The organism is Sphaerotilus sp., assembly GCF_031429695.1.
In the GTDB taxonomy this organism is placed as follows: Bacteria; Pseudomonadota; Gammaproteobacteria; order Burkholderiales; family Burkholderiaceae_C; genus Sphaerotilus.
Window position 1 is genome coordinate 66,908 of sequence record NZ_JANPAB010000009.1, and the last position, 18,679, is coordinate 85,586.

Annotated in this window: 22 protein-coding genes and 1 tRNA gene; 17 read left to right on the plus strand and 6 right to left on the minus strand. The window is 67.4% G+C overall.

Annotation, left to right across the window (positions count from 1 at the left end):
- Nucleotides 1-3: 3 nt before the first annotated feature.
- Nucleotides 4-1,218, minus strand: coding sequence for an ammonium transporter (locus RMP06_RS01730; protein ID WP_310460053.1), 1,215 nt, complete (start codon nucleotides 1,216-1,218; stop codon nucleotides 4-6).
- A gap of 200 nt (nucleotides 1,219-1,418) precedes the next feature.
- Nucleotides 1,419-2,324 carry a cysteine synthase CysM gene (cysM, locus tag RMP06_RS01735; protein ID WP_310460054.1) on the minus strand — a complete coding sequence of 302 codons (906 nt, stop codon included), beginning with the start codon at nucleotides 2,322-2,324 and terminating at the stop codon, nucleotides 1,419-1,421.
- Nucleotides 2,325-2,464: 140 nt separating this feature from the next.
- On the opposite strand from cysM, the gene RMP06_RS01740 reads away from it, so the two are divergent.
- Nucleotides 2,465-2,552 (plus strand) — tRNA-Leu (locus tag RMP06_RS01740).
- A gap of 61 nt (nucleotides 2,553-2,613) precedes the next feature.
- The gene (locus tag RMP06_RS01745; protein WP_310460055.1) at nucleotides 2,614-3,219 is read left to right on the plus strand and encodes a rhomboid family intramembrane serine protease; all 606 of its coding nucleotides are present in this window, start codon (nucleotides 2,614-2,616) and stop codon (nucleotides 3,217-3,219) included.
- A 25-nt stretch (nucleotides 3,220-3,244) separates the two neighbouring features.
- Here RMP06_RS01745 and RMP06_RS01750 read toward each other — a convergent pair whose 3' ends face one another.
- Complete coding sequence (locus tag RMP06_RS01750; protein ID WP_310460056.1) at nucleotides 3,245-4,177, minus strand: SDR family oxidoreductase; 933 nt, start codon at nucleotides 4,175-4,177, stop codon at nucleotides 3,245-3,247.
- Nucleotides 4,178-4,266: 89 nt separating this feature from the next.
- Between RMP06_RS01750 and RMP06_RS01755 the strand changes: the two genes are divergently transcribed.
- Nucleotides 4,267-5,292 carry a CDP-6-deoxy-delta-3,4-glucoseen reductase gene (locus RMP06_RS01755; protein ID WP_310460057.1) on the plus strand — a complete coding sequence of 342 codons (1,026 nt, stop codon included), beginning with the start codon at nucleotides 4,267-4,269 and terminating at the stop codon, nucleotides 5,290-5,292.
- A 70-nt stretch (nucleotides 5,293-5,362) separates the two neighbouring features.
- On the opposite strand, the gene rpsT is transcribed toward RMP06_RS01755, so the two are convergent.
- Nucleotides 5,363-5,671: a 30S ribosomal protein S20 gene (rpsT, locus tag RMP06_RS01760; protein ID WP_310460058.1), complete on the minus strand. Its 309-nt coding sequence runs from the start codon at nucleotides 5,669-5,671 to the stop codon at nucleotides 5,363-5,365.
- Nucleotides 5,672-5,756: 85 nt separating this feature from the next.
- On the opposite strand from rpsT, the gene murJ reads away from it, so the two are divergent.
- The 9 genes from murJ (at nucleotide 5,757) to RMP06_RS01805 (ending at nucleotide 14,503) form a co-directional block, all read left to right on the plus strand.
- Nucleotides 5,757-7,316: a murein biosynthesis integral membrane protein MurJ gene (murJ, locus tag RMP06_RS01765; RefSeq protein WP_310460059.1), complete on the plus strand. Its 1,560-nt coding sequence runs from the start codon at nucleotides 5,757-5,759 to the stop codon at nucleotides 7,314-7,316.
- Nucleotides 7,317-7,364: 48 nt separating this feature from the next.
- Nucleotides 7,365-8,105 carry a SirB1 family protein gene (locus RMP06_RS01770; RefSeq protein WP_310460060.1) on the plus strand — a complete coding sequence of 247 codons (741 nt, stop codon included), beginning with the start codon at nucleotides 7,365-7,367 and terminating at the stop codon, nucleotides 8,103-8,105.
- A gap of 5 nt (nucleotides 8,106-8,110) precedes the next feature.
- Nucleotides 8,111-9,169, plus strand: coding sequence for an AI-2E family transporter (locus RMP06_RS01775; RefSeq protein ID WP_310460061.1), 1,059 nt, complete (start codon nucleotides 8,111-8,113; stop codon nucleotides 9,167-9,169).
- A 48-nt stretch (nucleotides 9,170-9,217) separates the two neighbouring features.
- Nucleotides 9,218-9,901 carry a DnaA regulatory inactivator Hda gene (gene hda, locus RMP06_RS01780; protein ID WP_310460062.1) on the plus strand — a complete coding sequence of 228 codons (684 nt, stop codon included), beginning with the start codon at nucleotides 9,218-9,220 and terminating at the stop codon, nucleotides 9,899-9,901.
- 39 nt (nucleotides 9,902-9,940) lie between these two features.
- Nucleotides 9,941-10,624: an HAD family hydrolase gene (locus tag RMP06_RS01785; RefSeq protein WP_310460063.1), complete on the plus strand. Its 684-nt coding sequence runs from the start codon at nucleotides 9,941-9,943 to the stop codon at nucleotides 10,622-10,624.
- Nucleotides 10,621-12,219 carry a polynucleotide adenylyltransferase PcnB gene (pcnB, locus tag RMP06_RS01790; protein ID WP_310460064.1) on the plus strand — a complete coding sequence of 533 codons (1,599 nt, stop codon included), beginning with the start codon at nucleotides 10,621-10,623 and terminating at the stop codon, nucleotides 12,217-12,219. Before RMP06_RS01785 ends, pcnB begins: the two co-directional genes overlap by 4 nt.
- Nucleotides 12,203-12,724 (plus strand): 2-amino-4-hydroxy-6-hydroxymethyldihydropteridine diphosphokinase, encoded by a 522-nt coding sequence (folK, locus tag RMP06_RS01795; protein WP_310460065.1) that lies wholly within the window; start codon nucleotides 12,203-12,205, stop codon nucleotides 12,722-12,724. The genes pcnB and folK overlap by 17 nt, the downstream gene beginning before the upstream one ends.
- Nucleotides 12,725-12,825: 101 nt before the next feature.
- Nucleotides 12,826-13,473 carry a DUF47 domain-containing protein gene (locus tag RMP06_RS01800; RefSeq protein ID WP_310460066.1) on the plus strand — a complete coding sequence of 216 codons (648 nt, stop codon included), beginning with the start codon at nucleotides 12,826-12,828 and terminating at the stop codon, nucleotides 13,471-13,473.
- Between the two features lie 19 nt (nucleotides 13,474-13,492).
- On the plus strand, nucleotides 13,493-14,503 hold the full coding sequence (locus tag RMP06_RS01805; protein ID WP_310460067.1) for an inorganic phosphate transporter: 1,011 nt from the start codon (nucleotides 13,493-13,495) through the stop codon (nucleotides 14,501-14,503).
- A 4-nt stretch (nucleotides 14,504-14,507) separates the two neighbouring features.
- Here the strand turns inward: RMP06_RS01805 and RMP06_RS01810 are convergent, their stop codons facing one another.
- Entirely contained in the window at nucleotides 14,508-14,963 is a 456-nt protein-coding gene (locus RMP06_RS01810; protein ID WP_310460068.1) for an NINE protein, read from the minus strand.
- Nucleotides 14,960-15,532 carry a GNAT family N-acetyltransferase gene (locus RMP06_RS01815; protein ID WP_310460069.1) on the minus strand — a complete coding sequence of 191 codons (573 nt, stop codon included), beginning with the start codon at nucleotides 15,530-15,532 and terminating at the stop codon, nucleotides 14,960-14,962. Before RMP06_RS01815 ends, RMP06_RS01810 begins: the two co-directional genes overlap by 4 nt.
- 224 nt (nucleotides 15,533-15,756) lie before the next feature.
- On the opposite strand from RMP06_RS01815, the gene rpsP reads away from it, so the two are divergent.
- The 5 genes from rpsP to RMP06_RS01840 all read left to right on the plus strand — a co-directional run bounded on the left by rpsP (nucleotide 15,757) and on the right by RMP06_RS01840 (nucleotide 18,669).
- Nucleotides 15,757-16,029 (plus strand): 30S ribosomal protein S16, encoded by a 273-nt coding sequence (rpsP, locus tag RMP06_RS01820; protein WP_310460070.1) that lies wholly within the window; start codon nucleotides 15,757-15,759, stop codon nucleotides 16,027-16,029.
- Between the two features lie 35 nt (nucleotides 16,030-16,064).
- On the plus strand, nucleotides 16,065-16,658 hold the full coding sequence (gene rimM, locus RMP06_RS01825) for a ribosome maturation factor RimM (protein WP_310460071.1): 594 nt from the start codon (nucleotides 16,065-16,067) through the stop codon (nucleotides 16,656-16,658).
- A 16-nt stretch (nucleotides 16,659-16,674) separates the two neighbouring features.
- Nucleotides 16,675-17,424: a tRNA (guanosine(37)-N1)-methyltransferase TrmD gene (gene trmD / locus RMP06_RS01830; RefSeq protein WP_310460072.1), complete on the plus strand. Its 750-nt coding sequence runs from the start codon at nucleotides 16,675-16,677 to the stop codon at nucleotides 17,422-17,424.
- An 85-nt stretch (nucleotides 17,425-17,509) separates the two neighbouring features.
- The gene (gene rplS, locus RMP06_RS01835) at nucleotides 17,510-17,863 is read left to right on the plus strand and encodes a 50S ribosomal protein L19 (RefSeq protein WP_179632712.1); all 354 of its coding nucleotides are present in this window, start codon (nucleotides 17,510-17,512) and stop codon (nucleotides 17,861-17,863) included.
- 101 nt (nucleotides 17,864-17,964) lie between these two features.
- Nucleotides 17,965-18,669 (plus strand): CoA pyrophosphatase, encoded by a 705-nt coding sequence (locus tag RMP06_RS01840; RefSeq protein ID WP_310460073.1) that lies wholly within the window; start codon nucleotides 17,965-17,967, stop codon nucleotides 18,667-18,669.
- Nucleotides 18,670-18,679: the final 10 nt, after the last annotated feature.

The window sequence follows — 18,679 nt, forward strand, 5'->3', positions numbered from 1 at the left end:
GGGTCAGGCTTCCTTGTGCAGCTGGCCCGGCGAGTTCTGGAACTCGGGGTAGCCGATCTCGTGGTGCTCGGTGTAGTCGAGGCCGCGCTGCTCGTTGAGCGTGGGGGCACGCAGGCCGATCAGCTTGTCCACCAGCTTGAAGCAGACGTAGGCCATCGGGAACGCCCAGGCGAAAGCCGCGACCGCGCCGAGCACCTGCACCATCACGCGGCTGCCGTTGAACAGGTCGCCCTCGAAGAACAGGCCCGCGGCGATCAGGCCCCAGGTGCCGCCGAGGCCGTGCACTGCGATGGCATCCACCGTGTCGTCGATGCGGCGCTTGCGCAGGGCTTCCGCACCCCAGGTGCACAGTGCGCCTGCGATCAGGCCAGTGACGATGGCGGTGACGGGGTTCAGCGTGGCGGCGCCGGCCGTCAGTGCGACCAGTCCGCACAGGCTGCCATTGACCGAAGCACTCATCAGGATCGGGCGACCCGTGAAATGCATGAAGGCCAGCGCGCCGATGCCACCGGCACAGCCGCCGAGGTAGGTGTTGAGCAGCACGGTGCCGAGCTGGCCGCTTTCCACGCCCGCGATCGAGCCACCGTTGAAGCCGAACCAGCCCAGCCACAGGATGAAGCCGCCGAGTGCCACCATCGGCAGGTTGTGGCCGGGGATGTCGCGCACCTCGCCGTTCTTGCCGAAGCGGCCCAGGCGCGGTCCGAGGGCCAGCAGACCCGCCAGTGAACACCAGGCACCCACCGAGTGCACCGCACCGTCACCCGCCAGATCGACGAAGCCCATGGTCTTGAGCCAGCCGCCCGGGTTCCAGGCCCAGTGGGCGTAGACCGGGTAGATCACCAGCGCCATCAGCGCTGCAAAGGTCAGGTAGGCCCCGTAGCGCATGCGCTCGGCCACCGCGCCGGAGACGATGGTCACTGCGGTCGTGGCGAACATCATCTGGTAGAGCAGACCAACCGCGTCGGTGGCGCCGAGTTTCTGTGGCGCGAAGCTGCCGCCGCCAATCAGGCCTTCGATGGAGGGGCCAAAGGCCAGACCGTAGCCGATCACCCAGAAGCTCACCCCGATGAAGCAGGTGCCGAGGTAGATCTTCATGATCACGTTGATCGAGTTCTTGGCGCGCGAGAGGCCGCCCTCGACCAGCGCGAAGCCGGCCTGCATGAAGAACACGAGGGCGGTGCAGATGCCCACCCAGACGAGGTTGATCAGTTCATTCATTGGCGCACGCCCCGCTATTTTGAGTGCCGGCAAGACGCAAGGGTGATGCCAGGAAGATCAGTGACTTGCTGCGGCTTGAAGTGAAAAAATCACGGCACAGGGGGTGCAAATAGTCACGACCGCACACGCCATGCAGCGGTTTGTCGCAGGCAAATGCACCATATGCGTGAGTCTGCATATGGTGCATGCACCAATGAAGATCAGGCTGGAAAGACGCCGGTTGACAGGTAGCGGTCGCCCCGGTCGCAAACGATGAAGACGATGGTGGCGTCGCGCACCTGCTGCGAGAGCTGCAATGCAGCCCAGCAGGCGCCTGCGGCCGAAATGCCAGCGAACAGACCTTCCTCACGGGCCATGCGGCGGGCCATGTCCTCGGCATCGGCTTGGCTGACCAGCACCAGTTCATCCACACGGCGTGGCTCGTAAATCTTTGGCAGATAGGCTTCTGGCCATTTGCGGATGCCCGGAATGCGCGAGCCCTCGGACGGCTGCGCCCCGATGATGCGCACCGCAGGATTCATCTCTTTCAGGTAGCGCGAGGTGCCGGTGATGGTGCCGGTGGTGCCCATGGCGCTGACGAAGTGGGTGATCTGGCCGTCGGTGTCCTGCCAGAGTTCGGGGCCGGTGGTCTCGTAGTGGACGCGCGGGTTGTCCGGGTTGGCGAATTGGTCGAGCACGCGGCCCTTGCCGTCGCGTGCCATCTGCTCGGCGAGGTCGCGGGCGTATTCCATGCCGCCCGCCTTGGGGGTGAGCACGAGTTCAGCGCCGAAGGCCTTCATGGTCTGGGCGCGTTCGATCGAGAGATCCTCCGGCATGATCAGCACCATGCGGTAGCCGCGCACCGCTGCCGCCATGGCCAGCGCAATGCCGGTGTTGCCCGAGGTGGCTTCGATCAGGGTGTCGCCAGGCTGGATCTCGCCACGCTCCTCGGCACGCCGAATCATGCTGATGGCGGGGCGGTCCTTCACCGAACCGGCCGGGTTATTGCCTTCGAGCTTGGCCAGGAGGACGTTGCCGCGCTCGGCGGCGTCGGAGCCGGGCAGGCGCTGCAGGCGCACGAGCGGCGTGCGGCCGATCACGTCTTCGATGGTCTGGTAAGCGGGCATGAGGGGTGTCTCCGGGGGTGGCACAGGACCGATGTGGCACATTTTGGCAGCATGGCGGCCCGCGTGCTGCCGACTGTCGACGCGGCGTTCACCCATGCCATAATCGCGGCTTCGCGCCGTACGCAGCGCGACACCCACCTGCCGGAGTGGCGAAATCGGTAGACGCAGCGGATTCAAAATCCGCCGCCCTCAACAGGCGTGCCGGTTCGAGTCCGGCCTCCGGCACCAGTGCTTCAACCGCTGAAGACACTGCAGACACTTCTCTCTCCCTCTGTCAGAGAGTTTCCCCATGCCCCAGATCCCACCCGTCACCAAGGCCTTGATGCTGATCTGCACGGCGATGTACTGCCTGCAGATGCTGGCGGGGTACTGGGTCGAGCTGTGGTTCGCCTTGTGGCCGGTGGGCAGCGGCCCGTTCATGCCTTGGCAGCTGATCACCTATGCCTTCCTGCACGGCAGCATCGGCCACCTGTTCTTCAACATGCTGGGCCTGTGGATGTTCGGCGCCGAGCTGGAATCTGTCTGGGGTCGCCAGCGCTACCTGCAGTTCCTGGCCGCCAGTGCGCTGGCCGGTGGGGTGGTGCAATTGCTTGTGGTCAGTCTGGGGTTCACCGGCGGAGGCCCTACGCTGGGTGCGTCGGGGGCACTCTACGGCCTGCTGATGGCCTTCGGGATGATGTTCCCGGACCGCACGATCATGCCGCTGTTCCCTCCTATCCCGATGAAGGCCAAGGTTTTCGTGCTGGTGTTCGGCGGGATGGAGTTGCTGTTCGGTTTGGCTGGCGGAGGAGGAGTTGCCCACTTCGCGCACCTCGGCGGCATGCTGGGCGGCTGGTTGACGCTGCGCTTCTGGCGTGGTTTGCCGCCGTTTCCGCCCAGGCAGCGCCGCCGCTGACCCTTGACCGCCCGGTGCCGCTGCTTCAGGCCAGCAGGCCAGTGGTGACGTCCGGGTAACGCAGCGCAATTCGCAGTTCCCGCTTCATGCGCCGGTTGTCGAGTCGGCGCGATTCGCTCATGAAGCTCAGCAGCATCGGGCTGAGCTGCATGCGGGCTTCCTCGCGCGAGATGCGCCGCGGCACGGGCAATCCGCAAAGCCGTGCTGCCAGGTCGAAGTAATCCCCCATCTTCAGTTCGGTGTCGTCGCAGGCGTGCCAGATGCGCTGCGGCCGTCCGCGCAGCAGCGCCGCCACGCACAGGCGTGCCAGATCGTCGGCGTGGATGTGGTTGGTGTAGACATCGTCCTCCGCGCGCAGCACTGGGGTGCCACGGGCCAGCCGCTCGCGGGGATGGCCGCCGGGCCGGTTGCCTGCGTAGATGCCGGGAATGCGCAGGATCGATGCCGTCACACCCTGTTCGATGGACCACCGGCGGATCTCCGATTCGGCGGCGACGCGACGCAGCGCACGGGCATTGACGGGTGCCACCGGACGGGTCTCATCGAATCGTGCCCCGCCCGTGTCGCCATAGACACCAGTGGTGCTGCCGTAGACGAGGCGTTTGCAGGCGTGGTGCCGCCCGAGTGCCTGCAGCAGATGGCGGGTGCGTGGGTCCGTGTCACCGTTGCCGGGAGGGGGGGCCAGGTGCAGGATGCGCGGAGCCAGTGCGCCCAGGCGGTGCAATGCATCGGGTGTGTCCAGATTGCCAACCAGCGGCGTGATGCCTTGCAGGCGCAGCGAGGCAGCGCGTTGCGGCTGCGACGTCAGCGCGCGCACGGTCCAGCGATCGCCAAGCGCACGCGCGGTCCGCTGGCCGATATCCCCACAGCCAACGATCAGCAGGCGTGGGCGGCGCATGCGGCGCAGGGGCTTCAGGGCTGCGGCACGGGCGGCGCACAGGCGGGCAGGGTTGGGCATGGGTCATTTCTTTCGGATCGGTGCGGCACAATCTCGCCCGCGGCGACATCGCCAGCAACAGCGCCAGGACGGCCCAGAGGATACGAGCAATGACTTTCACGGTGACAGTGCAGCCCGCGGGCCGCAGCTTCGAGGTGGCGCGCGACGAGGCGATGCTGCCGGCGGCCATCCGCCAGGGCGTCGGCCTGCCCTACGGCTGCAAGGATGGGGCCTGCGGATCGTGCAAGAGCCGGTTGCTGGAAGGGCGCGTGATCCACGGCGCCCACCAGCTCAAGGCGCTCAGCGAAGCGGAAGAAGCGGCGGGCCTGGTCCTCACCTGCTGCGCCACGCCGCAGACGGATTGCGTGGTCGAGTCGCGGCAGGTGACCTCGGTGGGACAGTTCCCGATCCTGAAGATGCCGGTGCGGGTCACGACCATCGAGCGCCGTGCGCCGGACGTGGTGGTGCTGACGCTGCAGTTGCCGGGCAACCAGGTGTTCCAGTACCACGCCGGGCAGTACATCGAATTCATCCTGCGCGATGGTGCCCGGCGCAGCTACTCGATGGCCAGCGCGCCCGAGACAGCGCAGGGGCAAATGGAACTCCACATCCGCCACATGCCCGGCGGGCGCTTCACCGACCACGTGTTCGGCGCGATGAAGGAGCGGGAGATCCTGCGCGTGGAGGGGCCGTTCGGCAGTTTCTTCCTGCGCGAGGACAGCACGAAGCCGGTGGTGCTGCTGGCCTCCGGCACGGGCTTTGCACCGATCAAGGCGCTGATCGAGCACATGCAGGCACGCGGCATGGTGCGCGAGGCGGTGCTGTACTGGGGTTGCCGCAGCGAGGCCGATCTCTACCTGCACGACTGGGCGCTGGAGATGGCGCGTACGCTGCCGTGGTTGCGCTACGAACCGGTGCTGTCGGAGGCGGGAGAGGGCTGGCAGGGGCGCACGGGGTTCGTGCACCGGGCGGTGATGGCGGATCTGCCGGATCTGTCCGGGTACCAGGTCTATGCCTGCGGGGCGCCGGTGATGGTGGCTTCAGCCCAGCGGGATCTGGTGGTGCAATGCGCGCTGCCGGAAGAGGAGTTCTACGCCGACGCGTTCACCAGCGAGGCGGACAAGCACGGGAGCTGATCACGCGGGGTTGACCAATGCAAAAGGCCCGCAGAGCGGGCCTTTGCGATTGATCCACCCGGATCAGTCTTCAGGCAGCGGCAGCAACCGCCAGGGCCTTGACCTTGGCAGACAGGCGGCTCTTGATGCGGGCGGCCTTGTTCTTGTGGAAGATGCCCTTGTCGGCGATCGAGTCGATCACGGCCTGGGCGGACTTGAACGTGTCACCGGCCTTGGACTTGTCGCCACTGGCAACAGCCTTCAGCACGCCCTTGACGGCGGTGCGGAACTTCGAGCGCAGCGATGTGTTCGCGGCGTTCAGCTTGACGTCCTGGCGGACGCGCTTGCGGCCGGAGGCAATGCGGACGGTCTTTTTCTTGGCTTTGGAAGCGGTGGCCATAAATGTGTCTCGTGTTCCGGGTGGAGGAAAGCCTAGCACTATAGCATGGATAATCGCAGGCTTTGCGACCGAGAACCCCCTGCCCATGAGCCTGCTTCGATCTGCCTCTGTCGTGTCTGCGCTCACGCTGGCGTCCCGGATCACCGGATTGGTCCGCGAGCAGCTCATCGCGGCGGCCTTCGGGGCGAGCAGCGCCACCGATGCGTTCCAGGTCGCCTTCCGCATTCCGAACCTGCTGCGCCGGCTGTTCGCCGAGGGTGCGTTTTCGCAGGCGTTTGTGCCCATCCTCGCCGCGTCGCGCACGACCCATGGCGACGCTGCCACCCAGACCCTGATCGACGCGGTGGCCACGGTGCTGATGTGGTCGCTGGTGGGAGTGTGCGTGGCGGGCGTGGTCGGCTCGCCGCTGCTGGTGTGGCTGATGGCGTCGGGGCTGCCGGCCGAGGCGCAGGACTCGGCCACGGTGATGACGCGCCTGATGTTTCCCTACATCGGCTGCATGTCGCTGGTGGCGCTGTCGGCGGGCATCCTGAATTCGTGGAAGCGCTACGCGGTGCCGGCTGTCACGCCTGTGCTGCTCAACCTGAGCGTGATCGCTGCGGCCTGGCTGCTGGCGCCGCAGTTCACGCGCTGGGGCATTCCACCGGTGTACGCGCTGGCGGTGGGCGTGATGCTCGGCGGGATGCTACAGCTGGGTGTGCAGTTGCCCGCACTGCGCAGCGTGGGCGTGATGCCGCACCTGGGGTTCACGGTCGCGGCCTTCCGGCACGCTTGGGCGCACGAGGGCGTGCACCGCATCCTGAAGCAGATGGCGCCAGCCCTGCTCGGCGTGTCGGTCGCGCAGTTGTCGCTGCTGGTGAACACGCAGATCGCGTCGCACCTGGCGGCGGGTTCGGTGTCGTGGCTGACGTATGCCGACCGGTTGATGGAGTTCCCGACCGCGTTGCTGGGCGTGGCGATGGGCGTGGTGCTGCTGCCCCAGCTCTCGGCGGCACAAGCCAAGGGTGATACCGAACAGTATTCCGCCCTGCTCGACTGGGGCCTGCGGCTGGTGGTGTTGCTGGCACTGCCGTGCGCGCTGGCGCTGCTGGTGTTTCCGCAGCCGCTGGTGGCCGTGCTGTACCACTACGGCGCCTTCACGGCCGAGGATGTGCGCCAGACCGTGGTGGCGCTGATGGGCTACGGCGCCGGCCTGATGGGGCTGGTGGCGATCAAGGTGCTGGCGCCGGGCTTCTATGCCAAGCAGGACATCCGCACGCCGGTGCGCATCGCCATCACCGTGCTGGTGCTGACGCAGGTGATGAACGTGGTCTTTGTGCCGCTGCTGGGCCATGCGGGGCTGGCGCTGTCGATCGGACTGGCGGCGCTGGTCAATGCGACCTGGCTGCTGATCGGTCTGCGCCAGCGGGGCAGCTACCGGCCGTCGCCTGGTTGGCTCGGATTCGGCCTGCGGGTGGCGGCGGGTTGCGCCGTGATGGCGAGTGGCCTGGCCTGGGCGGCGCGTTCGATCGACTGGGTCGGGATGCAGGCGCATGCCGGGCTGCGGGTCGCGATCCTGGCCGGTGTGCTGGCGGCTGCGGCGGTGGTGTATTTCGGGGTGCTGCTGCTCGCCGGGGTGAACTTGCGGCAATTTGCACGGCGCTGAGGCACGACCGATACACTTTCCACCATGGAGTGCCCTTCACCATCCCCGTTGGACTATTTCGCTGCCCTCGTCAGCGATGATGACAGCCTGTCGCTCACCGAAGCCGCGGGCGCGATTGCACTGGCCGAGCACCCGGCGCTGGACCTCTCGGCCCTGCAGACCGAGCTGGACGAACTGGCCCAGCGCCTGCGCCAACGCCTGCCGGCCGATGCCGGTGCGTTGCAGCGGGTGCGTGCGTTGCACCAGTTTTTCTACCGCGACCTCGGCTTCGGTGGCAACGTGAATGACCTGCGCGACCCGGACAACAGCCACCTGCACGCCGTGCTGCAGCGCCGGCGCGGGTTGCCGATTGCGCTGGCCGTGCTCTACCTCGAACTCGCGGGGCAGCTCGGGCTGCAGGCGGATGGTGTGTCCTTCCCGGGCCATTTCCTCATCAAGTTGCACCTGCCGCTGGGCGAGGCAGTGATCGACCCGGTCGATGGCCGTTCGCTGACGCGTGCTGAACTGGAGGAGCGGCTGGAGCCCTACCTCAGCCACGAGATGCGCTTCGACCTGGAATCCGGCATGGGCCTGGGCGAGCTGCTGGGCGATTACCTGCAGCCAGCGTCCGGGCGCGAGATCCTCGCCCGCATGCTGCGCAATCTGGCCGTGCTGCACCGCGAGGACGGCGATCTGCTGCGCTTGCTGCAGGTCCAGCAGCGGCAGGTCGTCCTGGAGCCCCTGGACGTGGCGCTGCGCCGTGCGCTTGACCGCACGCGCATGGTGCTGGATCAACCGGAAGGCGAGTGAACCGCATGAAACTGTCCCTGACCCAACGGCTGATGCTCGCCTGGCTGGCCCTGGCGCTGGTGTCGGTGTTGCTGGTGCGCCTGCTGGCGCCGGTGCTGACGCCCTTCCTGACGGCCGCGGTGCTGGCCTATGTGCTGCAGCCCGCGGTCGATCGGCTGTCGCGCCGCCTGCCACGGGCGCTGGCGGCGGTGCTGGTCGAACTGGGGGCGATCGCGGCCTTGCTGGGAGTGGCGCTGCTGATCGTGCCGATCATTTCGCGCGAGCTGCCGGTGCTGCGCGACCAGATCCCCGTGCTGGCGGTGCGGCTCAACGACCATGTGGCACCCTGGCTCACCCAGCACGGCTTCGCGGTCAAGCTCGACACGGAGAGCATCAAGGCGTTTGTCGTCAAGTATCTCGACGCCAATGGCGACGGCTGGCTGTCCGCGCTGCTCAGCTCTGCGCGCATCGGCGGCAGTTTCCTGCTGGCCATCATCGGCAACGCGGTGCTGGTGCCGGTGGTGACGTTCTACCTGCTGCTCGACTGGCACGACCTGCAGCGCCGCCTGTGCCGCATGGTGCCGCCGCGTTATCTGGAGGCGGTGCTCGACTTCGCGCAGGAGTGCGATGCCGTGCTCGGACAGTACCTGCGCGGCCAGTTGATGGTGATGCTGATCCTGGCGGCCTACTACACGGTGGCGCTGGCGCTGGGGCGCTTCGATCTGGCGTTGCCCGTGGGCATCTTCACGGGGCTGGCGATCTTCGTTCCCTACCTGGGCTTCGGCATCGGTGCGGTGCTGGCTCTGCTGGCGGGTGTGTTGCAATACGCCAATCTGTACGGGGTGGGGGTTGTGGCGGTGGTGTACGGTGCAGGCCAGGTGATCGAGAGCTTTTTCCTCACGCCGCGGCTGGTCGGCGAACGCATCGGTCTGCACCCGCTGGCGGTGATCTTCGTGCTGCTGGCCTTCGGGCATCTGTTCGGATTTGTCGGCGTGCTGCTGGCGCTGCCGGCGGGTGCGCTGGTGCTGGTGGCGCTGCGGCGCTTGCGCACGGGCTATGTGGCCAGTCGGCTGTACCAAGGATGAACCTCTCGAATGTCTCGCGGAATGCCTCGTGACCGGACACCACCGCTGATGCGGCAGGTACCGCTCGCCTTCGGGCCGGAGCCGATGCTGCGCTTCGATACCTTCCTGCCGGGCGGCAACGCGCAGTGGGAGCAGGTGCTGATGGCGCTGCTGTCGCCGAGTCCGTCGATGCCGCTGTACCTGTGGGGTCCGCCCGGCAGCGGCAAGACGCACCTGCTGCACGCTGCGGTCAGCCAGGCGCAGTCGTTCGGCTTGCGCACCATGAAATTCGACCTGACCTCGCCCACGCCCTGGGAGTACGACGAGGACGCGCGCCTGCTGCTGCTCGACGACTGCGACCGCTACGACGCCGAGCGCCAGCACGAAGCCTTCCGCATGTTCATCGAGGCGACGATCGCGGGTGTGCCGATCATCGCGGGCGGGCGGCTGCCGCCGGTGGATCTACCGGTGCGCGACGACCTGCGCACGCGGCTGGCGTGGGGGCTGGTGTACCGGCTGGTGCCACCCACCGACGAGCAGGTCTGCGCACTGCTGCACCGCGATGCACAGCGGCGTGGCATCCCCTTGAGCGACGAGGTGCTGGCCTGCCTGCTCAGCCACAGCGAGCGCGACCTGACCCACCTGATGGAGCTGCTGGGCCAGCTCGACCGCTACGCACTGGCGGCCAAGCGGCCGGTGACGCTGCCGCTGCTGCGCCAGATGCTGGCCGAGCCGGACCTGCACACCCTCTGAGACCGAGACGACTCTTTCGACGCCCTTGACCCCTTCCTGATGCCTCAGAACGACCGCCACCTCTGCCTGTTCGACCTCGACGGCACACTGATCCCCATCGACTCCGACCATGCCTTTGGCGAGTTCATGGTCTCGATCGGCTGGGCCGACGGCGACACCTTCCGCCAGCGCAACGACGCTTTCTACGCCAACTACCAGGCCGGCACGCTCGACCTGCCGGCCTACATCGCCTTCACCACCGCGGCCTGGCGCGACCGCTCGCTGGCCGAATCGACCGCCGTGCACCAGCGTTTCATGGCCGAGGTGCTGCGCCCGAACGTGCAGCCGCAGGCGCTGGAACTGGTGCGCTTCCACCAGCAGCGCGGTGACCTGGTGGCCATCGTCACGGCGACCAACGAATTCGTCACCACCCCGATCGCCGCCGAGTTCGGCGTCGATCACCTGCTGGCCGTCCAGCTCGACCGTGATCCCGACGGGCGCTGGGCGGGTACCATCCGCGGCACGCCCACCTTCCGCGAAGGCAAGGTCGGCCGGGTCCACGACTGGCTCGCCGGTCTGGGCCACCGCCTGAGCGACTTCTCTGGCATCAGCGTCTACAGCGACTCGCCCAACGACCTGCCGCTGCTGGAATTGGCCACCGAACCGGTGGCGACCAACCCGAGCCCTGCGCTCGAAGCCACTGCCCGCGAACGCGGCTGGCGCATCCTGCGGCTCTTCCCATGATCAAGAAATTCATCGACAAGTTGCTCGGCAAATCGGCCAGCAAGACGACCCCCGGCCCGCAGACGCCCGCTGGCACCGAACCCGAGGCCGGCGTGCCGGTCGGGCCGGTGATCGGCGTGCGGGTGGAGGTGCCCGTGTCCGAACACGGCATCAACCCGGCGTTGCTGGACGACCGCGCCATCAAGGTGGTCACGACGCTGCAGGACGCCGGCTACGAAGCCTACGTCGTCGGCGGTGCCGTGCGCGACCTGCTGCTCGGCCACCGGCCCAAGGACTTCGACGTCGCGACCAGCGCCACACCCGAGCAGGTGAAATCGCTGTTCCGGCGCGCCTTCATCATCGGCCGGCGCTTCCGCATCGTTCACGTCGTGCATGGCCGTGGCCGCGAGCACGAGGTGGTCGAGGTGTCCACCTTCCGTGCCTACCTCGACGCCTCGGCTGCCGAGCAGGTGGCGGGCAACGAGAAGACCTCGAAATCCGAACTCGCCGGCAAGAGCCACGTCGTGGACGCCAGCGGCCGCGTCTTGCGCGACAACGTCTGGGGGCCGCAGGACGAGGACGCCGCGCGCCGCGACTTCACCGTCAACGCGCTCTACTACGACCCGCGCCGCCAGATCGTGGTCGATTACCACCACGGCCTTGTCGATGCCAAGAAGCGCCTGCTCAGGATGATCGGCGACCCGGTGACGCGCTACCGCGAAGACCCGGTGCGCATCATCCGCGTGGTGCGCTTCGCGGCCAAGCTCGGCTTCGAGATCGAGCCCGGCACGCGCAAACCCATCCGCGCCTGCGCCGACCTGCTCGCCAACGTGCCGGCAAGCCGGCTGTTCGACGAGATGATCAAGCTGCTGCAGACCGGGCATTCGCTGGCGAGCCTGGAAGAGTTGCGCAAGCAGGGCCTGCACAAGGGCATTTTCCCGATCCTGGATGCCGTGCTCGACGACGCGCACCAGCATGATGGCCGCGAGCAGTTCATCCAGCGTGCGCTGGCCGATACGGACCGCCGTGTCGGCGAGGGCAAACCGGTGGCGCCGAGCTTCATGCTGGCCTGCATGCTGTGGCACGACGTGCTGCGCCGGACAGAACAACTGCGCGCCAAGGGCGAAGGGCCGACCGCCGCGATGCAGACGGCCACCGACGCCGTGTTCGACGCCCGCATCGGCGACATCTCCGGTCGCGGCAAGCTCGCGGCCGACATGCGCGAGATCTGGTTGATGCAGCCTCGTTTCGAGCGGCGCACGCCCTCGTCGGCGCTGTCGCTGGCCGAGCAGGCGCGCTTCCGGGCAGGTTTCGATTTCCTGCGCCTGCGGGCCGATGCGGGCGAGGCCGATGCCGATCTGGCGCGCTGGTGGGAAGATTTCTCCACCGCGAACGAGGCTGAGCGCGAAGACCTGCTCGACGAAGCCCGTGTGCAGGACCTGGCCCGCCGTGCAGCGGGGGGCACTCCGACCGTCCGCACTCGGGCGGTCGGTGAAGGCGATGGCGATGGCGCTACGGCCGGCGTCCCGGCGCCCGCCGCCCGCAAGCGCCGCCGCCGCCGCAAGCCGGCCGGCGACCGCTCGGCACCCCCTGCGGCGGATGACGCCGCGGGCTGACGCACCGGCGCTGCTGGCCTGCATCGGGCTGGGCGCCAACCTCGGTCACGCGGCGGTGACGCTGGATGCGGCCTGCGCCGCACTGGCTGCGCTGCCCGAAACGCAATGGGTCGCCGCATCGGGCCGCTGGCGCAGCCGCCCGGTGGACGCCAGCGGCCCGGACTACCTCAACGCCGTGGCCTGCTTGCGCACCCGCTTGTCGCCAGAGGCGCTGCTGGACGCCCTGCAGGCCATCGAGAACGCCCATGGCCGCGAGCGTCCCTATCCCAATGCGCCGCGCACCCTGGATCTGGATCTGCTGCTCCACGGTGACCTGCGGTGCCACACCGCGCGGCTCACCCTGCCGCATCCACGCATGACCGACCGGGCGTTCGTGCTGCTGCCGCTGCTGCAGTTGTGGATGGCCTTGCCTGGGCAGATCGTGCTGCCGGTCGGGATGGACGCAGCCGACTGGCCTGCACGGGCGCAGCGCCTCGCGGCGGAGCAGGGTATCGCGCCGGCCTGAATCCGTTCGGGCTCGATCGGGTTTCTCTGCGGCGTGAATTCTTGACCCCTGCGGCTAAACTCGCCCGTCCCATTGTTCCGAAGTCCCCCTGGAGTCTCACCATGTTGTTCGGCAAGCTGCTGCCGCGCGAAGGCAATTTCTTCGAGCTTTTCAATACGCATGGCGAAGCCATCGTCACTGGTGCCCGCGCGTTCCTGGCCATGGTCCAGAACTATGGTGACGTGACGCTGCGCGAGAAATACGCTGCGGAGGTCGATGACGCCGAACACACCGCCGACAAGATCACCGCCGAGGTCAACCGCCTGCTGCACAAGACCTTCATCACGCCGATCGACCGCGAGCAGATCCACGGCCTGATCAACGCGATGGATGACATCCTCGACCTGCTGCAGGACACCTCGGAGACGATGTCGCTCTACGACGTGCGCCACATGACCGAGGACGTGCTGCGCCTGAGCGAGCTGTCGGCCAAGTGCTGCGTGCGGGTGGCGCACGCGGTGACGCTGCTGTCCAAGCTCAGCCAGAGCAGCGTGGCCGAGGCCACCATCAAGACCTGCGAGGAAATCGACCGGCTGGAGTCCGATGCCGACCGGGTCATGCGCTCGGCGATGTCGCGCCTGTTCCGCGAAGAGCAGGACATCCGCGAGCTGATCAAGCTCAAGGCGATCTACGAACTGCTGGAGTCGATTTCCGACAAGTGCGAGGACGTGGCCAACCTGATCGAGGGCATCGTCCTCGAAAACTCCTGAGCCGCGGAGTCCGGACAACATGGACGGCGTACAGGTCGGTTTCTGGGTGATCGCGCTGCTGGTGGTGCTGGCGATCGGCTTCGATTTCATGAACGGTTTCCACGACGCGGCGAACTCCATCGCCACGGTCGTGTCCACGGGCGTGCTCAAGCCGCAGCAGGCGGTGCTGTTCGCGGCGTTCTTCAACGTGATCGCGATCTCGATCTTCCAGCTCAAGGTGGCCGCCACGGTCGGCAAGGGCATCGTCGAGCCGGGCATCGTGGACCACCACGTCGTGTTCGGCGCGCTGATCGGGGCGATCACCTGGAACGTGGTGACGTGGCTCTACGGCATTCCGTCCAGCTCGTCGCATGCGCTGATCGGCGGCATTGTCGGCTCGGTCACCGCCAAGGCCGGTGTCACCGCATTGATTGGTGCGGGTGTGTGGAAAACGGTGGCGTTCATTCTGGTGTCGCCGATGCTGGGATTTCTGCTGGGTTCGCTGCTGATGGTGCTGGTGGCGTGGATCTGCCGGCGCACGCCGCCGTTGCGGGTGGATAAATGGTTCCGGCGGCTGCAACTCGTCTCGGCGGGGCTGTACAGCCTGGGGCATGGCGGCAACGATGCGCAGAAGACCATCGGCATCATCTGGATGCTGCTGATCGCCACCGGCTACGCGCAGGCTGGCGACAAGATGCCGCCGAGCTGGGTGATCTGGTGCTGCTACATCGCCATCGGCCTGGGCACGATGTTCGGTGGCTGGCGCATCGTCAAGACCATGGGCCAGAAGATCACCAAGCTCAAGCCCGTGGGCGGCTTCTGTGCCGAGACGGGCGGGGCGATCACGCTGTTCCTGGCGACGGCGCTGGGCGTGCCGGTTTCGACCACGCACACGATCACCGGGGCCATCGTCGGCGTTGGCTCGGTGCAGCGCGCGTCGGGCGTACGCTGGGGCGTGGCGGGCAGCATCGTGTGGGCGTGGATCTTCACGATCCCTGCGTCGGCCACGGTGGCCGCGATCGCCTACTACGCGGGTACCCGCCTGTTCTGATGCCTCAGCGGCTGATCTGGTGCGCGGCCTCGACCTGGGCCTCGAAGTAGCGTTGCAGCGTGAAGGTGATCGATGACAGCAGGATCGTCGCGCCGATCAGCAGTGCAGCGATCACGCCGAGGACTGCGCCCCAGCCACCCGCGGGTGATCCCTTGCCTGCGGGCAGGTCCGGGTTGTGGCGCGCGTCCCAGCGTTCATCCGTGCTCAGGCCACAGAGGATCGCCGCGAGCATGCCGGCGACGATCGACAGCCCGCCCAGCGGCAACAGCCACGGGGCAGCGGTGTCGTCCAGACCGAAGGCGGCCATGCGCTGCATTCCGGCCATGCCGAGCAACGTCAGCGGCACATGCACCCAGCCCCACACATCGCGCAGGCCGTGCAGATAGAACCGGTGCAGCCCGAAGCCGCCCCCTACCACGGCGAGCCAGGTCGCCAACGTTTTCGATTTCACGGCGCTCATGTCGAGGCTCCAGCGTGTCCAGGGAAGGCGATGGTGGGGGCAAGCGCATCGCCCGCACCCAGCATGCGTTGCATCATCACAACATCGAGCCAGCGGTCGAATTTCCAGCCCACCGAGCGCATCACGCCCAGCGTCTCGAATCCGCAGGCGCGGTGGACGCCGATGGAGCCGAGGTTGTCCGAGTCGCCGATCACCGCGAGCAACTGCCGAGCGCCGAGCGCCGTGCAGCGCGCCACCAGCTCCGCCAGCAGCAGCCGACCCAGGCCCAGGCGGTGGGCGCGCGGCGACAGGTAGATCGAATCCTCCAGTGCGTAGCGCCAGGCGGGGCGGGCGCGGAAGTGGTTGGCGTAGGCGTAGCCCAGTACCTCGGGGCCACGGCCGATGTCGTGTTCGACGACGGTCCAGGGCAGGCCCTTGCCGAGCACATCCGCACGGCGGCGGGCCATCTCGGCGAGGTCTGGCGCGTCGATCTCGAAGGTGCCGGTACCGTGTTCGACATTGGCGGCGTAGACCGCGGTGATGGCCGGCAGGTCAGCATCCTGGCTGGGGCGAATCGTGGGAGCGTTCATGGGGGTCTGGGAAAGTTTATAATCCGCGGTTTTCCGACGACGGCTGAACGGCAGCATGCCACGCAGCGCGATCTAACGGGGTCGGGAAGAATGTGGTTGTCGCTTGCAGGGCTCAGGAAATCTTCCGGTCTTGCGCACGGCATTGTCTGATCTGCTGGCCTGAGTGTCTCCTGGTCGCGTGGGTCTCTGGTTTTGCCTTCTATACCTTTGATCAAGGAAACATCATGGTCGTGATTCGTCTTTCCCGTGGCGGCGCCAAGAAGCGCCCGTTCTACAACCTGGTCGTGGCCCACAGCCAGAACCGCCGTGACGGCCGCTTCATCGAGCGCGTCGGCTTCTACAACCCGGTGGCTTCCGGCCAGGCCGAAGCCCTGCGCGTCTCCTTCGACCGCGTGGACTACTGGACCAGCGTCGGCGCACAGCTCTCGCCCACCGTCGAGCGCCTGATCAAGCAAGCCAAGTCCACGGTCGCTGCGCCTGTCGTCTCCGCTGCCTGATTGCCATTGCCCTGACCGCCCCGAGCACCCCCACCATGACCGTGACCACCACCGATGACGCCGTGGCCTGGCCCGATGACGCCATCGAGGTCGCGCGGGTGGCCGATGCCTGGGGCATCAAGGGCTGGCTGCGGATCCAGCCCTATGCGGCGGATCCGCAGGTCGTGCTCAAGGCACGGCACTGGTTCCTGCAGCCACCCGTCGGCAAGCCGCGCGCCAAGGATGCGCCCGCCCTGCCCAAGGTGCTGAACGTCACGCTGGCCAAGGAGCACAGTGACGGCATGATCGCCTCCGTGCGCGAAGTCGCCGACCGCAACGGCGCCGAAGCGCTGCGCGGGGCCCGCATCTTCGTGTCGCGTTCGATCTTCCCGAAGACGGACGACGGCGAGTACTACTGGATCGACCTGATCGGCCTGAACGTCGTCAACCGCGACGGCGCAGGGCTGGGCACGGTCGCCGAAATGCTCGACACCGGCGCCCACAGCGTGATGCGCCTGACCGCCGAGAGCGTCGATGAAGCGGGTGTGCCCCGTGCCGTCGAGCGCCTGATTCCCTTTGTCGCGGCCTACATCGACGACGTCAGCCTGACCGAGCGGCGGATCATCGCCGACTGGGGTCTGGACTACTGATCCCGCTGCGCCTGCTGTGCGCTTCGACGTCGTCACCCTGTTTCCCGAACTCTTCGACCCTTTCCTGAAGGTCGGCGTGACGCGCCGCGCCTACTCGACCGGGCAGGTGGACGTGCGCCTGTGGCCGCTGCGCGACCACGCCGACAACACCTACCGCCGCATCGATGACCGTGCCTATGGTGGCGGTCCCGGCATGGTGATGCTGGTCGAGCCGCTGGAGCGTGCGCTGGCAGCCATCCGCCAGGACCGCGCCGAGGCGGCGCCCGCGGCACCCGTCATCCTGTTCAGTCCCGCCGGCACCACGCTGACGCAGTCGCGGGTGCAGGCGCTGGCCGCCAGCCACGGCGCGATCCTGGTTTGTGGCCGCTACGAGGGGCTGGACCAGCGCTTCATCGACCGCCATGTGGACGAGGAACTCAGCCTGGGCGACTTCGTGTTGTCCGGCGGCGAGCTGCCCGCGCTGACGCTGCTGGATGCCGTCACGCGGCTGCAACCCGGCGTCCTCAACGCCGCGGCCTCGCACGAACAGGACAGCTTCTCCGACGGCCTGCTCGACTGCCCGCACTACAGCCGCCCCGAGACGCTCGGTGACGACGCTGTGCCGCCCGTGCTGCTGTCGGGCCACCACGCGCACATCGCCGTCTGGCGCCGCGAGCGGCAACTGGAGCTGACCGCGCGCCGCCGACCCGACCTGATCACCGCCGCCCGCCAGGCCGGCCGCCTCAGCCGGGCCGATGAGCTGTATCTGTCAAAAATCCGGCTATAATCTCGGGTTTTGATCCTCTGCCTGAAGGTAGTCGAGTGTTCGACATGAACATGCGCCCTTGCAAGCACGATCGCCTGGAGCTCCCATGAACCTGATCCAAGAACTTGAGCAAGAAGAAATTGCTCGCCTGAACAAGACCATCCCCGTCTTCGCCCCCGGCGACACCGTGATCGTCAGCGTCAACGTCGTTGAAGGCACCCGCAAGCGCGTGCAGGCTTACGAAGGCGTCGTGATTGCCCGCCGCAACCGTGGCCTGAACAGCAACTTCATCGTCCGCAAGATCTCCAGCGGCGAAGGCGTGGAACGCACGTTCCAGCTCTACAGCCCGCTGATCGCCAACATCGAAGTCAAGCGCCGCGGTGACGTCCGCCGTGCCAAGCTGTACTACCTGCGCCAGCGCAGCGGCAAGTCGGCACGCATCAAGGAAAAGCTGGCCTGATCGCTGGCTCACCCGCCGACCCAGGCATCCTGCACGCGGGATGCCTCGATCACCAAGCCGCCTCTGGGCGGCTTGGTCGTTTTCGGCCTATCCTGAAACCCATGTCCCGACGCCCCTCCCTCATCCGCGATCCACGCGCTGTGCCGGTGGCCCGTGCCGACCACCACCTGCCCGCGCTGACCAGCGATCGCCTCACCCCGGCACAGCTCAAGGCCCGCTTTGCCGCGCCACCCGACTGGCTGCCGGAGTTTCGTGGCGACGGTGGTGGCCCGCTGGCCGAGCGGGCGCCCGCCGCTGCGGCGGTGCTGGTGGCGCTGGTGGCACGTGAGGACGGTCTGCGTGTCCTGCTGACGCGCCGCACCGACCACCTGCGCGACCACGCCGGGCAGATCAGCTTTCCCGGTGGACGGGTTGATCCCGGTGAGGTCGATCCTGTGGTGACGGCATTGCGCGAAGCCCGCGAGGAGATCGGTCTGGCCGCCCGGCACATCGAGGTGATCGGCGCGCTGCCGACCTACACCACCGTCACGTCCTACGTCGTGACACCGGTCGTGGCGCTGGTGCATCCACCGTTTGCGCTGGAGATCGACGGCGGCGAGGTGGCCGAGGCGTTCGAGGTGCCGCTGGCCTTCCTGATGGCGCCCGCCCACCACCAGGTCCACGTCTTCGACACATCCGACGAGCGCCGCCAGTTCCTGTCGATGCCCTGGCGCGGCCCGTCGGCCGATGGGGATGAGCGCGACTACTTCATCTGGGGTGCCACGGCGGCGATGCTGCGCAACCTCTACCACTTTCTGGCAGCCTGATGGCGGACCC